General features: G+C 60.9%; 13 protein-coding genes and 2 tRNA genes. 9 read left to right on the top strand and 6 right to left on the bottom strand.

From position 1 onward, the window contains the following. Nucleotides 1-15: 15 nt before the first annotated feature. Nucleotides 16-1,146 (bottom strand): NapC/NirT family cytochrome c, encoded by a 1,131-nt coding sequence (locus G5367_RS12845; protein WP_421245168.1) that lies wholly within the window; start codon nucleotides 1,144-1,146, stop codon nucleotides 16-18. A gap of 277 nt (nucleotides 1,147-1,423) precedes the next feature. Between G5367_RS12845 and G5367_RS12840 the strand changes: the two genes are divergently transcribed. The 3 genes from G5367_RS12840 to G5367_RS12830 all read left to right on the top strand — a co-directional run bounded on the left by G5367_RS12840 (nucleotide 1,424) and on the right by G5367_RS12830 (nucleotide 5,985). Continuing rightward, the gene (locus G5367_RS12840; RefSeq protein ID WP_421245169.1) at nucleotides 1,424-3,391 is read left to right on the top strand and encodes an ATP-binding protein; all 1,968 of its coding nucleotides are present in this window, start codon (nucleotides 1,424-1,426) and stop codon (nucleotides 3,389-3,391) included. A gap of 55 nt (nucleotides 3,392-3,446) precedes the next feature. After that, nucleotides 3,447-3,944, top strand: a complete 498-nt coding sequence (locus G5367_RS12835) for a response regulator (protein WP_042054822.1) — start codon at nucleotides 3,447-3,449, stop codon at nucleotides 3,942-3,944. Between the two features lie 67 nt (nucleotides 3,945-4,011). Further along, nucleotides 4,012-5,985: a DNA topoisomerase III gene (locus tag G5367_RS12830; protein ID WP_421245170.1), complete on the top strand. Its 1,974-nt coding sequence runs from the start codon at nucleotides 4,012-4,014 to the stop codon at nucleotides 5,983-5,985. 40 nt (nucleotides 5,986-6,025) lie between these two features. Here the strand turns inward: G5367_RS12830 and G5367_RS12825 are convergent, their stop codons facing one another. Then, complete coding sequence (locus G5367_RS12825; RefSeq protein WP_421245171.1) at nucleotides 6,026-6,466, bottom strand: DUF417 family protein; 441 nt, start codon at nucleotides 6,464-6,466, stop codon at nucleotides 6,026-6,028. A 15-nt stretch (nucleotides 6,467-6,481) separates the two neighbouring features. After that, nucleotides 6,482-7,015, bottom strand: a complete 534-nt coding sequence (locus G5367_RS12820; protein ID WP_421245172.1) for a carboxymuconolactone decarboxylase family protein — start codon at nucleotides 7,013-7,015, stop codon at nucleotides 6,482-6,484. Between the two features lie 101 nt (nucleotides 7,016-7,116). Between G5367_RS12820 and G5367_RS12815 the strand changes: the two genes are divergently transcribed. Continuing rightward, complete coding sequence (locus G5367_RS12815; protein ID WP_421245173.1) at nucleotides 7,117-7,947, top strand: cupin domain-containing protein; 831 nt, start codon at nucleotides 7,117-7,119, stop codon at nucleotides 7,945-7,947. Between the two features lie 40 nt (nucleotides 7,948-7,987). Here the strand turns inward: G5367_RS12815 and G5367_RS12810 are convergent, their stop codons facing one another. Continuing rightward, nucleotides 7,988-9,343: a TrkH family potassium uptake protein gene (locus G5367_RS12810; protein ID WP_042082855.1), complete on the bottom strand. Its 1,356-nt coding sequence runs from the start codon at nucleotides 9,341-9,343 to the stop codon at nucleotides 7,988-7,990. Beyond that, nucleotides 9,340-9,993 carry a potassium channel family protein gene (locus G5367_RS12805; RefSeq protein ID WP_005339863.1) on the bottom strand — a complete coding sequence of 218 codons (654 nt, stop codon included), beginning with the start codon at nucleotides 9,991-9,993 and terminating at the stop codon, nucleotides 9,340-9,342. The genes G5367_RS12810 and G5367_RS12805 overlap by 4 nt, the downstream gene beginning before the upstream one ends. A 127-nt stretch (nucleotides 9,994-10,120) precedes the next feature. On the opposite strand from G5367_RS12805, the gene murB reads away from it, so the two are divergent. Together murB and birA are read left to right on the top strand one after the other, a co-directional pair. Further along, nucleotides 10,121-11,158: a UDP-N-acetylmuramate dehydrogenase gene (gene murB, locus G5367_RS12800; RefSeq protein WP_421245174.1), complete on the top strand. Its 1,038-nt coding sequence runs from the start codon at nucleotides 10,121-10,123 to the stop codon at nucleotides 11,156-11,158. Further along, complete coding sequence (gene birA / locus G5367_RS12795; RefSeq protein WP_100647047.1) at nucleotides 11,155-12,120, top strand: bifunctional biotin--[acetyl-CoA-carboxylase] ligase/biotin operon repressor BirA; 966 nt, start codon at nucleotides 11,155-11,157, stop codon at nucleotides 12,118-12,120. The genes murB and birA overlap by 4 nt, the downstream gene beginning before the upstream one ends. 81 nt (nucleotides 12,121-12,201) lie before the next feature. Here the strand turns inward: birA and coaA are convergent, their stop codons facing one another. Then, entirely contained in the window at nucleotides 12,202-13,140 is a 939-nt protein-coding gene (coaA, locus tag G5367_RS12790) for a type I pantothenate kinase (protein ID WP_362786036.1), read from the bottom strand. A 264-nt stretch (nucleotides 13,141-13,404) separates the two neighbouring features. Between coaA and G5367_RS12785 the strand changes: the two genes are divergently transcribed. The 3 genes from G5367_RS12785 to G5367_RS12775 form a co-directional block, all read left to right on the top strand. Further along, nucleotides 13,405-13,489 (top strand) — tRNA-Tyr (locus G5367_RS12785). A 38-nt stretch (nucleotides 13,490-13,527) separates the two neighbouring features. Further along, a tRNA-Gly gene (locus tag G5367_RS12780) sits at nucleotides 13,528-13,602 on the top strand. Nucleotides 13,603-13,770: 168 nt separating this feature from the next. Further along, nucleotides 13,771-14,513, top strand: a 743-nt coding sequence (locus tag G5367_RS12775; RefSeq protein ID WP_421245175.1) for an elongation factor Tu, incomplete at its 3' end; no start/stop codon positions are given.

Raw genomic sequence — 14,513 nt, 5'->3', positions numbered from 1 at the left:
TCCTCTGTGCCAGCCTTAGTGGGCCGCGCTCATGTCACTGGCGTGTTTCTGGACATACTGGGTCAACATGCGAGCCTGTTCCGGGGTCAGGGAGGTACGAGACTCCATCCCCTTGATGACGCCGATCCACTGGTTGGCATTGAAGTGATCCAGCGCGGTGAGGCCGTGGCAGCCGGTACAGTTGTTGGACATCAGGGTGGAGGCGTATTGCCACAGCTTACCCTGATCGCCGATAAGCTGGCTCTGGTCGACCCAGGCGGTCAGCTTGACCTGATGCCAGGTGAGGTTGGTGGCGCTGTCGGTTTCGCTCTGGCCGGTGACCAGCGCTTTCTTGGCGGCATCGCCGACCAGTACGCTGAGGATCCGTTTGCCCGGTGCGGCGTAGAACACTTCGCTCACACCATCCTGTTGCCAGCCTTCGATCTGCACCTTGGCGCGGCCGTTTTCGTTGGCCAGCACTTCCACCTTGGTGGAGGGCATCAGGGTGCCTTCGTCGGTCTTGGCTGCGGCATCGAGGAACAGCGGGGTGGTAGCGATGGCGTAACGGGTGGTGATGTTGGCCGGGGTCTGGGCCGCAGCCTGCGCCAGCTCACTGGCACCGGCGGCAGCCAGGCCGCTCATGTCTGGCATGATGTGGGCGACACCGCGGTGGCAGTCGATACAGGTCTGGCCCTCCTTGATGGCGACCGGGTGTTCGGCACGGGCATTGGGGCGCTGGGCCAGAATGTCCATCGCCTCGTAGCTGTGGCAGCTGCGGCAGGTGGCGGAGTCGTTGGCTTTCAGCTCGTCCCAGACCGACTGGGCCATACGCAACTTGTGGGCCTCGTATTTCTCAGGGGTGTCGAGGGTGCCGATCGCCTCGTGATAGATATCCTTCACTGCACGGATCTTGGTCCACAGGTAGGAGGCTGGCTCATTGGGAATGTGGCAGTCGGCGCACTCGGCACGGATCCCCTTGGTGTTCTGGAAGTGGACACTGCCCTGATACTCGGCCAGCGGTGTCTGCATGGAGTGGCAGGAGACGCAGAATTCGGTGGAGCTGGTCTTGTGCAGCACGGTCACGGTGACACCCAGTGCCGCGACACCCAGCAGGGCCCCGAGCAGCAGGAGCCAGAACCAGGTTTTTCTTATCAGTTTTCCAATCATGGCGGCGTTTTCCTACGGTCAATAATTACCTACATAGTACTAGTCCAATAGTAGTAGTAATGATAGGGATAAGGCGTTGACCTCCATCATGGTTTATATTTTTTGATGGAAGTCACACTCAATTCATAGTTCTGTTATTGACAATAATATCGAATTAAATTCTGTTTTATTGTATTTATCCGCTTTTGATACTTTCCTTGGCAGCTGTTAGCCCCCTCGCAAAACCCCACAAGATTCGTTGATATAGTGAACAGTGAGCCACAACGGAGTGTCGCCGATGAGCCCTTTCTCACTGCTGTGTGTCGCCGCCAACGTGCAGCTGCTGACCGAATTCGAACAGGAGCTGGACCCGCTGCTCGGCCATTTTGCGCTGGTGGTGGTGGTCGGGCAGGAGTCGGCGGAGCTGGCCCTCGACGAGCTGGACCGCAAGGGGCAGCCGCCCGCCGTGGTGGTGTGTGACAGCGAGCTGGGGGATGGGCGAGGGGCCGATTTTCTAATCCGCCTCGGCAGCCGCCACGAGGCGTGCCGCAAGATCCTGTTGGGCAGCCAGCCGGAGATGAAATCGATCATCGAGGCGGTCAACCTCGGTCGTCTCGACTACTACCTGCAACGCCCCTGGCGCGATGGCAGCCTGCGCCGGGCGGTGATCGAGCAGGCCAGCCACTTTGTATTGCAGCGTCCCGAGGCTGACCTGCTGAGCTATGCCGCCGTGCTCGACAACCAGAAGTTGCTGCGGGTCCACGTCGATCGCCAGTTGGCGGCCTATCGGCAGGGTTTTATGGATTACACCCACTGCAGTGATGAAGAGCTGTCGCGGGTGGTGATCGACGGCCTCTACCAGTTTTTCGAGGGCAATGACGAGGAGCGGGTCTGCCGCCACTACAGTCCGGGCCATGTGCTGACCCGCGAGGGGGAGCCCAACAGCTTTCTCTGGTTTATCGCCAAGGGGGAGGTGGTGCTGCGCAAGCGGGACGAGCAGGGGATCGATCAGGAGGTGGTGCACTACCGTACCGGCTCGCTGGTGGGGGGCATGTCCTTTGTGACTGGCGAACCCGCCTTCACCACCGGCGTGACTCTGACCGGTGCCGAGGTGATCAAGCTCGACAAGCTGCAATTCTCCCGGGTGATGCAGGCGCGCAGCGAACTGCTCCCCTCCTTTACCAACCTGCTGCTGCGCCACTTCAACCGCCGTCTGCAAAACAGCATCCGCACCGAGATGCGGCTGCAACAGACCCTCAACTCCCTCGATGCCGCTCACGCCCAGCTAGTGGAGAGCGAAAAAATGGCGATGCTGGGTCAGTTGGTAGCCGGTGTCGCCCACGAGCTGAACAATCCGGTGGCGGCCATTATCCGTGGCAGCGAGACCCTGCGGGCCGCCATCCCCGATCTGGTCAATCTCGAGCTGCCAGCACCCATCAAGGGGCTGGGCAACCAGACCCTCTGTCAGGCGCTCTCCTCCCAGCCGCTCTCGACCAGCGAGATCCGTGACAAGACCCGGCAGGCGGAGGGGCGCTTTGGCGATCGTCAGCAGGCACGACTGGCGGTGCAGATGAATCTGGATGACGAGCTGAACTGGCAGCGCTGGTTTGCCAGCCGCACCGCCGCTGAGCGGGAGGCGCTGCTCTCCCGGCTGGAGCTGTTCCAGCAGACCGGTAGCTTCCTGCGCAATATAGAGGTGTGCGCCCGTCGCATCGGCGATCTGGTCAAAAGCCTCAAGCAGTATGCGCGGCAGGATCGGGCCGAACCCTCGCTGGTAGATCTGCACGAGGGGCTGGAAGATACCCTGATGATTTTCGAAAACCGCCTCAAGCATCATGAGCTCTGCAAGGAGTACCAGCCGCTGCCGCTGGTACGCTGTCACCCTATCGCCCTGCAACAGGTGTGGACCAACCTGATCGCCAACAGTCTGGATGCCATGAGCGGCCCGGGGCGACTCACCATCCGCACCGGGTTGCTGGATCCCGAGTGGATCATGGTAGAGATCGAGGATAACGGCTGCGGCATCGAGCCCGAGCTGTGGGAGCGGATCTTCGATCTCAACTTCACCACCAAGCGGGAGGGGCACTTCGGTCTCGGCATTGGCCTGAGCGTCTCGCTGCAGATAGTGCAGCAGCACCACGGCCGGATTGAGGTGGCCTCCGAACCGGGCCATTACACCCGGATGCGGGTCTGTCTGCCGCTGGATGGCATGGGGCAGGCCGGTTACGGGGGCGAACCTCATCACAACAAGGAGCATGCGGCCTGAGCCGTCGCCAGCATCAATCGCGCGGCGTGCCAAACCATGTCGCCAAGGAGGAGCAATGAACAAACACTATCTGATCCTGTGTGTGGACGATGAGCGGGAGGTGCTGGATGCGGTGATCCACGATCTCGCCCCGTTCCGTTCCCACTTCGAACTGGAAGCCGCCGAGAGCGTCGATGAGGCGCGAGCGGTGGTGGAGGAGTGGGAGCGCGACGGCAACAAGCTGGCGCTGATCCTCTGTGACCACATCATGCCGGGAACCCTGGGGGTCGATTTTCTGGTGGAGCTGAACCGGCGTGCCACCACCCGTGCCAGCCGCAAATTGCTGCTGACCGGACAAGCGGGGCTGGAGGCCACCGTCGAAGCGGTCAATCGCGGCGGGTTGCACTACTACCTCGCCAAGCCGTGGAAGCTGGAGACCCTGCAAGAGGCGGTGCGCGAACAGTTGACCGACTACCTGCTGGCGGAAGATGGCGAGAATGCCTTCCACTATGCACCGCTGCTCAATCAGGCGCGGCTGTTTGCCGCCATCCACGATCATCCGTTCGACGAGTAGGGGCAGTTGGGCTTTCGCAGTGGCGGTTGTATACTGTCTGCATATACAGTATTGCAGGTAGCCACCGATGCGACTCTTTATCGCCGAGAAGCCCACGCTGGGCCGCGCCATTGCCGATGCCCTGCCCAAGCCCCACAAGAAGGGCGACGGTTTTATCGAAACAGCCCAGGGGGATGTGGTCACCTGGTGCATCGGCCATCTGCTGGAGCAGGCCGAGCCCGATGCCTATGACGCCGCCTTCAAGCAGTGGCGGATGGAGCATCTCCCCATCGTCCCCGCCCAGTGGCAGCTGGTGGCCAAGCCCAAGACCAAAACCCAGCTCACCGTCATCAAGCGGCTGATCAAACAGGCGGATTGCGTGGTCAACGCCGGTGACCCGGACCGGGAAGGGCAGTTGCTGGTGGATGAGGTGATCGACTTTCTCGGCTACCCGAAGACCAAGCCGGTGCAGCGCTGCCTCATCAGCGATCTCAACCCGCCCGCGGTGCGCCGCGCCCTCGAGAAGCTGAGGGATAACAAGGAGTTCGTGCCGCTGGCGGTCTCGGCGCTGGCCCGCAGTCGGGCCGACTGGCTCTATGGCATCAACATGACCCGCGCCTACACCCTGCTCGGGCGCAAGGCCGGTTGCAGCGAGCTGCTCTCGGTCGGTCGGGTGCAGACCCCGCTGCTGGGGCTGGTGGTGCGGCGGGATCTCGAGATCGAGGCCTTCGTGCCCAAACCCTTCTACGAGGTGCTGGCCCATCTGCTGACCGACGGCAACGAGCTCTTCACCGCCAAGTGGCTGCCATCGGAAGCCTGTCTGCCATGGCAAGATGAGGAGGGGCGGGTGCTCAACTGGGCGCTGGCCGGCAAGGTGGTGAGCCGGATCAACGGCCAGCCCGCTCAGGTCGAATCGGTGGAGGAGCAGGCCCGCAAGCAGGCGGCGCCGCTGCCCTACAACCTCTCCAGCCTGCAGATCGATGCCGCCAAGCGCTTCGGCATGGATGCCAAGCGAGTGCTCGACATCTGCCAGAGCCTCTACGAGCGCCACAAGCTCATCACCTACCCGCGCTCCGACAGCCGCTATCTGCCGACCGACCATTTCAAGCGGGCCGAGCAGGTGCGCGGTGCCATCGCCGCCACAGCGCCTACGCTGGCCAAGGCGGTGAGCGAGGCAGACGGCAAGATCCGCAGCAAGGCGTGGAACGACAGCAAGGTGGATGCCCACCACGCCATCATCCCCACCGAGAAGCAGGGCAACCCCGGTACGCTGGGGGCCGACGAGGCGAAGCTCTATGGCCTGATTGCCCGCCAGTACTTGCTGCAGTTTTATCCTCCGTTCGAATACAACGACAGCAAGGTGCTGCTGCGCATCGCCGGTGGTCTGTTTCAGGCCAAGGCACGGCGCATTCTCAAAGCGGGCTGGAAGGCGCTGCTCGGGGTGGAGGAGGATGACGACGAAGAGAAGGCGGGCACGCTACCCGCGCTGAAGGAGGGAGAGCAACTGCTCTGTGAGCGGGGCGAACTGCAAGAGAAGATGACCCAGCCGCCCAAGTCGTTCACCGATGCCACCCTGCTGGCGGCCATGACCGGCATCGCCCGCTATGTGCAGGATCCCGAGATCCGCAAGACCCTGCGCGACACCGATGGCCTCGGCACCGAAGCGACCCGAGCAGGCATTATCGACCTGTTGTTCAAGCGCCGCTTTCTGGTGCGTCAGGGCAAGAGCATCAAGGCGACCCCGACCGGGCGGGCGCTGGTTCAGGCGTTGCCTTCCACCGCCACCACGCCGGATATGACTGCGCTGTGGGAGCAGAGCCTAGGCCAGATCGCCGAGCGTCACGGCAGCTACCAGCAGTTTATGGGGCCGCTCACCGAGCAGCTCAACGGCCTGATCGAGGGGGCGCGGCAGGACTCCGGCGCCAGCTTCAGCGCCCTGCCCAAGGAGGCGCCGGGTGCCGGCAAGCGGCGTTTTACCAGGCGCAAGAGTCCGGCGGCCAGCACGACTGGCGGGCCCCGACCGCGCAAGACGGCCAGCAAGCGCCAGACCAGGGCGGCATAACGAAAAAAGGCGCCCATCCTGGGCGCCAAAGGCATTGTTGTCAGGCTGCCTGAGTGGACAAGCTGGCACGGATCCTGTGCTGGTAGTGCAGAACCACACCGAGAAACACCAGATCCTTGAACAGGAAGAACTCGGTGACTGGCACGCCATCAACCACTTTCCAGACACCTGTCAGGGTCAGCAGGAAGCTCAGCGTCGCCAGGAAGGTGACGATAGCCCCCATGCTGCACCAGTAACCGATGCGAGGTTGCCACAGACCCACGACCAGCCCGATGGCGATCACTATCTCGACCACCCCGATCAGGTTCGATGCGCTCTGTTCCGACAGGGGGCCATAGAGCCAGCTCATCAAGGGGTGGCTGGCTACCAGTGGTTTGATGGCGGCTGCCTCGGTCGGGGTAAACTTGAAGACGCCGATCCAGAGCAGGGTCAATACCACGCCCGCCAGGGCGACCAGAAAGCCTTTGTCATGTTGCTGCATGGGGGGGCTCCTTGTTTAAGGGGTCAGAGTGACGGGCGGGAAGTCGATCTCGGTCGCTGCCAGGTGGTTGCCATAGTTGGTCAGGGTATTGACCACCACCTGGCCGAGCACCTCCAGCAGCAGCTCGTCATCTACGCCTGCGGCCCGGGCGCTAGCAAGCTGCTCGTCACTGATGACCCCGCGTTGGTTGACCAGTGCCGTTGCCAGTTGCAGCAGGGCGTGATCAAGGGGAGCTGAGGCCTGGCCGAGTCGGGCTGCCCGGATCTCCTGGGCCGAGAATCCGGCCTTGCCCGCCAGTAGTGTGTGGGCAGACAAACAGTATTGGCAGGCGTTGGCTTGACCTATGGCCAGTGCCAGCAACTCCCGTTGTGAGGCAGTGAGGCGCCCTTTGCCAAGCGCCTCGGCAAAGCCCAGGAAGCCATTGAGCAGGGCTGGCGAGTGGGCCAGGGTAGCGTAGAGGTTGGGCACCATGCCCAGATTGCGTTGCAGGGTGACCAGGGTCTGGGCGGCTGCGGGTTGCGGCTGGGATACGGGTTGGATACGGCTCATGATCTTCTCCTGTGGTAGTGAAGGTAAGGGAGACAGTGTGCCGTCATTCGTGATACGGTTTATCACTCATCGTCTGCAAATAAATACTATTCGTCTCAAATATGGATCCGCTCTCTGCCTTGTTGGTTCATGCCTCCCCCGAAGCCAAGATCTTCTTCGCCGGCAACCTGTGCCAGAACTCCTCCAGTGATGATTACCCGAGCGGCGGACATCTTCATCTGCTGCGTAGCGGCGCCGTCATGCTGCGTGAAGAGGGGGGCGCCAGCTTGCTGCTCGAGGAGCCGACTCTGATCCTGTTCCCTCGGGGACGTCCTCACAAGCTTGAACCCAGAACGTTGGGGGGTTGTGATTTGGTGTGTGCCAATGTCGCATTCGGCAAGGGGGGCGCATCGCCGTTGCAGCTGGCATTACCGGGCTCGCTGGTGCTGCCGCTACGTGAGTTGCCTGCCCTGACGCCGGTGCTGAGTCAGCTGTTTGACGAGGCGTTTCACCCCCGCTACGGGCAGGATCCGCTGATCTCCCGCTTGCTGGAGGTACTGTTGATCCTGCTGCTGCGTCATCTGGTCGAGCAAGGGGTGTGTCAGCAGGGGATGCTGGCAGGTATTTCCGATCCCCAGTTGGCCAAGGCGATCTCGGTGATGCATCAGCGTGGGGATGAACCCTGGACGGTGGCCACGCTGGCGCGGGAGGCCGGCATGTCGCGGGCCCGCTTTGCCGCGAAGTTTCAGGAGCGGGTCGGTCAAGCGCCGCTTGGTTATCTGACCCACTGGCGCATGGCGCGCGCCTGCCAGCAACTGTTGACGGGGGAGCCCATGGTGCAGGTGGCGCTGGGGGCGGGGTACAGCAGCAGTGTTGCCTTTGGTCGGGCATTCGAGCGGGAGCTGGGGGTGAGCCCGGGGCGCTGGCTCAAGGCGCAGCAACAAGCCGAATAAAAAACGGGGCAGCCAGTGGCTGCCCCGTTTTCATAACCGGTCAGCCGGTATAGACGTTCTCTTCCGGATAACGGATGCGGGTCTCGACCGGGCGGGCCAGCATAAAGGCCAGGGTCAGGGGGCCGAGACGGCCGCAGATCATCACCAGCACCAGGATCAGCTTGCCCGGCTCGCTCAGGGAGGCGGTGATGCCGGTGGAGAGGCCGACAGTGGCAAATGCCGAGATGGTCTCGAACATGATTTTGTCGAACGGCAGATCCTCGGTCACCATCAGCAGGAACATCGCCAGCATCAGCACCATGGTGCTGACGATGATGATGGCCAGCGAGCGGGTCACGATCTGGGGCGACAGGGTGCGGCCAAAAGCTGTGACATGGGGCCGTTTGGTCAGAAATGCTTTGGTCGCCAGCAGCACGACTGCGAAGGTGGTGACTTTGATACCACCACCGGTGGAGGTGGCACCGGCACCGATAAACATCAGCATCATCAGGAACAGCAGCGCCGCCGGGGTCATCAGCCCGATATCTATGGTATTGAAACCGGCGGTACGGGCGCTGGCAGACTGGAAGAAGGCAGCCAGCAGCTGGCCACCGACACCGGCCTTGCCGAGGGTGCCGGGGTTGTTGTGTTCCAGCAGCCAGAACATCAGGGTACCGGCCAGCAGCAGCGCCGGGGTCATCAGCAGCATCAACTTGCTGTGCAGCTTCAGCTTGCGCCAGCGGCGGTTGCGCACCAGATCGACGATGACGGTAAAGCCGATCCCCCCCAGGATCAGCAGACCGGCGATGGTCAGGCTGATGATGGGGTCGTCTCTATAGTCCATGAGATTGTTGGCAAACAGCGAAAACCCGGCGTTGTTGAAGGCCGATACTGCGTGGAAGAAGCTGACATAGAGGCCGTGCACCCACCCCATCTCGGGCACCCAGCGGATCGCCATGATGCCGGTACCGATCAGTTGGGCGATAAAGGCGAACAGCACGATACGTTTGACCAGTTGAATGATGTTGACCGAGCCCTCCTGTCCCAGCGCCTCCTTGGCCAGTACCTGCTGGCGCAGACCGACCCGCTTGCTGAAGATGGCGATCAGCAGCAGGGTCATGGTCATCTGGCCCAGACCGCCGATCTCCATCAGCATCAACAGAAAAATCTGCCCCTGCAGGGTGAAGGCGGTGCCTGTATCCACCACGCCAAGACCTGTCACGCTGATGGCCGAGGTGGCGGTAAACAGGGCGTTGACGAAGGTAACCTCGCCATTGTGGCTGGAGGGTTGCACCAGAAAGATGGTGCCAATCAGCAGAATGATCAGAAAGCTGCCGAGGATCAGCCGGGCTTCGCTCCAGCGAGAGTCCTGCTCCCGATGGAGGGCGAAGGCGTAGCTGCTGCGCCAGTTGATCATAGGGTTTCGAGCCAGTGGTCGATGGCGTGCTTGTTGCCCGCCAGGATCAGGATGTCGCCCAGTTGCAGCTCCATCTTGCCGGTCAGCACGTTGTGCAGCACGTCACCACGCTTGATGGCGAGCAGCTGGAAATCGCTCTGTTGCAGCAGATGGAAGTCGCCTAGTTCCCGGCCGTTCTGTTGCAGGCCAATCACGAACTCGGTCAGCACCATGTCGTGGCCCAGCTCCAGATAGTCGAACAGCCGGTTGTCCAGCATGCTCTGGGCGACCCGGCGGCCCATGTCCCACTCCGGGTTGATCACCTTGTCGGCGCCCACTTTCTGCAGGATCTTGGCGTGGAACTTGTCGCGCGCCTTGACCCACACCTTCTTCACGCCCGCCTCTTTCAAGACGAGGGTGGTGAGGATGCTGGTCTCCAGGTTGTCACCGATGGCAACGAAGACGATATCGAAATTGGCCAGTCCCAGTTCGGCCACGGTGGCCTCGTCGGTGGCGTCGGCCACGATGACGTGATTGCAGAGGGCGGCGATTTGCCGGGTCTTGCTCTCGTCGATATCGATGGCCAGTACTTCGGCATCTTGCCGTTGCAGCTCTTCGCACAGCGCGCTGCCAAACAGGCCCAGGCCGATGACGGCAAACTGGTTGTTCATGAGTTATTCCTCAGCAGTTGAAGTCGCCTACTCTAAACCACTGCTATTCCCCCGAAAAGGGCTCGGGTTTTTCGTCATGGGGTAACTTGAGGTAGACTGCGCCCTTGCACCAAGCCGGGATAGACCGATGAAACTGAATGCCAACGCCTCCTTGTTGAAGCTCAACACCCTTGCCCTCGATGCGTACTGCCTCTGGCTGGCCGAGGTGGAGCAGGTTGCCGATCTGGCGACCCTGCGTGCCGATCCGCAGCTCAACCAGCTGCCGCGCCTCAATCTGGGCGGCGGCAGCAACATGCTCTTCACCACCGATTTTCTCGGTCTGGTGGTGCTCAACCGGCTCAAGGGGATTACCGCTGAAGATGGTGGCGATCACTGGTTGCTCCATGTGGCGGCCGGTGAAGATTGGCATCAGCTGGTGCGCCATACCTTGCAACAGGGCTGGTTCGGGCTGGAGAATCTGGCGCTCATTCCCGGTACGGTCGGTGCAGCGCCGGTGCAGAACATCGGTGCGTATGGCGTTGAGCTGGCCGACTTCTGCGCCTATGTCGAGGCGTTCAACTGGCAGAGTGGCGAGATTGAACGGATCGCGGCGGCAGAGTGCCGTTTCGGTTATCGCGACAGCATCTTCAAGCACGAGTATCAGGATTCCCACCTGATCACCGCCGTCGGGCTCAAACTGCCCAAGGCGTGGCAGCCGGTGCTGGGCTATGGCCCGCTGGCAGCGCTCGGTGACACACCTTCTGCGCAGGCCATCTTCGATACCGTCTGTGCCACCCGCATGGCCAAACTGCCGGATCCCGCCGTGCTCGGCAATGCGGGCAGTTTCTTCAAAAATCCGGTGGTGCCTGCGGCGCTGGCGGAGTCGCTCAAGGAGCGCTATCCGCAGATGCCCTGCTATCCGGCTGGAGAAGGGCAGGCCAAGCTGGCGGCGGGCTGGCTCATCGATCAGTGCGGTTTGAAAGGTTTCGCCATTGGCCGTGCCGCTGTTCATCAGGAGCAGGCGCTGGTGCTGGTCAATCTGGGGGGCGCCAGTGCCATGGAGCTGATCGCGCTGGCGGCTCATGTCCGCGACAGCGTGGAGCAGACGTTTGGCGTGGTGCTGGAGCACGAGGTGCGCTTTATGGGGGCGCATGGTGAAACCTGGCTCGACGAGGTGCTCTCATGACGTTGACTCCCATCAGACAGACCCTGATCACCCTGCTTAGCGACGGCCAGTTTCACTCCGGCGAACAGCTGGGTGAGCAGCTCGGCATCAGCCGGGCGGCGGTGAGCAAACACATGGCGGCGCTCAAGGAGCTGGGGTTGGATCTCTTTAGCCTGACCGGCAAGGGCTACCGGTTGGCGGTGCCGATGGCGCTCTATGATCAGGCTACCTTGCAGGCACTGGCCCCGATGGCACCGGTGCACTGTTTTCCGGTCATTGGCTCGACCAATCAACACCTGCTGGATCGGGTCAATGAGCTGCGCTCTGGCGAGAGCTGTCTGGCCGAGTGTCAGACAGCCGGGCGCGGTCGTCGTGGCAAACCCTGGATTTCGCCGTTTGGTTGCCAGCTGATCCTCAGCATGTACTGGCGACTCGAACAAGGCATGGCGGCGGCCATGGGGCTGAGTCTGGCGGTCGGCGTGGCAGTGGTTGAAGCGCTGGAGTCCCTTGGTTATCAGGGGGTCGAGCTCAAGTGGCCGAATGACCTCTACTATCAGGGCCGCAAGCTGGCGGGCATTCTGGTAGAGATGAGTGGTAGCGCCGGGGCCAGCTGTCATCTGGTGATCGGCATCGGTCTCAATCTGGCGATGCCTGCCCGCGAAGGTGAGAAGATCGATCAGGCCTGGGCCGAGTTGCGCCACATCAATCCCGAGCTAGTCGATCGCAATCAGTTGGCGGCCCGGATGATCGTCCATCTGCAGCGGGCGCTGCACACCTTTGAGCAACAGGGGTTGGCAAGCTTTGTCGATGAGTGGAATCGGCTCGATCACTTTGCCGGTCGCCCGGTGCGCCTGCTGATGGGAGATCAGGAGATCCGCGGCATCGCCCGTGGCATCGACGATCGCGGCGCCCTGCGACTGGAGACAGCTGAAGGGATCAAATTCTATCTCGGGGGCGAACTCTCCCTGCGCCGGGGCGACTGAGGGTCAGCAAGGCCGCTCATGATGCCAAACAAGAAGAGGGGGCCCGCGGGCCCCCTCTTCGTTATCCGGCAACTGCAGTCATCATTTACGCAGCTTGATCTGTTCGATGGCGTGCTCATGGCCCTTGGTCATGATCAGGTTGGCACGCTCACGCGTTGGCAGGATATTTTCTTGCAAATTCAGATAGTTGATATCTTGCCAGATGTTGTTGGCGATCTGGGTCGCCTCACTCTCCGCCAGCTTGGCGTAGTTATGGAAGTAGGAGTCGGGATCCGAGAAGGCGCCGCTGCGGAATTTCAGGAAGCGTTCGATATACCAGGTACGCAGCAGTTCGGCATCGGCATCCACATAGATGGAGAAGTCGACGAAGTCCGACACGAAGACCCGATGGGGCTCCTGAGGGTAGTCCATGCCGCTTTGCAGCACATTGAGCCCTTCCAGGATCAGGATGTCCGGCTGCTCCACCACCTTCTTCTCATCGGGAATGATGTCGTAGATAAGGTGGGAGTAAACCGGCGCTTCGACCTTCTCGTGACCGGCGCGGATATTGGCGACAAACTCCACCAGATGGCGGATGTCGTAGGATTCCGGGAACCCCTTGCGGCGCATCAGGCCGCGCTCTTCCAGTACCTTGTTGGGATAGAGGAAGCCGTCGGTGGTGACCAGCTCCACCCGCGGATGTTCCGGCCAGCGCTCCAGCAAGGCCTGCAGAATACGGGCCGTGGTACTTTTGCCCCCCGCCACGCTGCCGGCAATGCTGATGATATAAGTGCCCTTGCCGCGGGACTGGCCGAGGAACTGCTCCAGCACCCGGCTGCGACGCTGTTTGGCTTTGACATAGAGATTGAGCAGGCGGGAGAGAGGCAGATAGATCTCTTCCACTTCCCGCAATGACACCTTCTCGTTGATCCCGCGCAGGGTCTGCAGATCGTGTTCGGTCAGGGTCAGGGGGACCGAATCGCGCAATAACGCCCATTGTTCGCGGGTGAATTGCAGATAGGGGTTATGCTCTGTCGTCATGGTGTCATCACTGTTTCTTGGGCACGGCGACCATACACCAAGGGTGGGGGAGCGACAAGGGACGCAGCAGGATTGGCTGATTTCCAGCCGCTTTTTTTGCAAACTTCCCAGCAATAAAGCGTATTTTGCCAGGTTCAATGGTTGCATCCCCCAAATCCTTACAATAAAATGCGCGACGCTTGGATGTCTGTCGTCTATTTGCCGTGCAAAAGCGATAAAAACAGTGGGTGCAAGCAGAATTACCGCTGTGACAATCTGGCATCTGGAGGGGTTCCCGAGCGGCCAAAGGGATCAGACTGTAAATCTGACGGCTCTGCCTTCGAAGGTTCGAATCCTTCTCCCTCCACCATATTTCTCTGCGGTTTGAGTTCTTTGGGTTAGAGAAATGCGGGCATCGTATAATGGCTATTACCTCAGCCTTCCAAGCTGATGATGCGGGTTCGATTCCCGCTGCCCGCTCCAAGATGCTGATATGGCTCAGGCGTTAGCAGAGCCGCACCCTAGGGTGAGTTCGGCAAGCGAACCAGCCATCAGTACCTCTCTCTTTCCCACCAGATTCAAATCCATCATATAAACTGTTCTGTGGTTAGCTTGCCACCGCGTACTCAGCGTTAGTTTAGAGGGACGATCATGTCTAAAGAAAAATTTGAGCGTAATAAACCGCACGTTAACGTGGGTACCATCGGCCACGTTGACCACGGTAAAACCACCCTGACTGCAGCTATCACCAACGTGCTGGCCAAGCACTTCGGTGGTAAAGCTTTCGCCTTCGACCAGATCGACAAGGCACCGGAAGAGCGTGAGCGTGGTATCACCATCAACACCTCCCACGTAGAATACGACACCGCTACCCGTCACTACGCACACGTAGACTGCCCGGGTCACGCCGACTACGTTAAAAACATGATCACCGGTGCTGCCCAGATGGACGGCGCGATCCTGGTGGTAGCAGCGACTGACGGCCCGATGCCGCAGACTCGTGAGCACATCCTGCTGGGTCGTCAGGTAGGCGTTCCGTACATCATCGTGTTCATGAACAAGTGTGACATGGTAGATGACGAAGAGCTGCTGGAACTGGTCGAGATGGAAGTTCGTGAACTGCTGTCCGAGTACGACTTCCCGGGTGATGACCTGCCGGTAGTCCGTGGTTCTGCACTGAAAGCGCTGGAAGGCGAAGCTCAGTGGGAAGAGAAGATCCTGGAACTGGCTGGCCACCTGGACAGCTACATTCCGGAGCCGGAGCGTGCGATTGACCAGCCGTTCCTGATGCCTATCGAAGACGTATTCTCTATCGCTGGCCGTGGTACTGTAGTAACCGGTCGTGTAGAGCGCGGTATCGTTAAAGTTGGTGAAGAAGTGGAAATCGTTGGTAT

Source organism: Aeromonas sp. 604282 (assembly GCF_049170575.1).
Taxonomy (GTDB): domain Bacteria; phylum Pseudomonadota; class Gammaproteobacteria; order Enterobacterales; family Aeromonadaceae; genus Aeromonas; species Aeromonas veronii_A.
The sequence above is the reverse complement of the archived record's forward strand: the minus strand, read 5'-3'. Positions and strand labels throughout refer to the sequence as shown.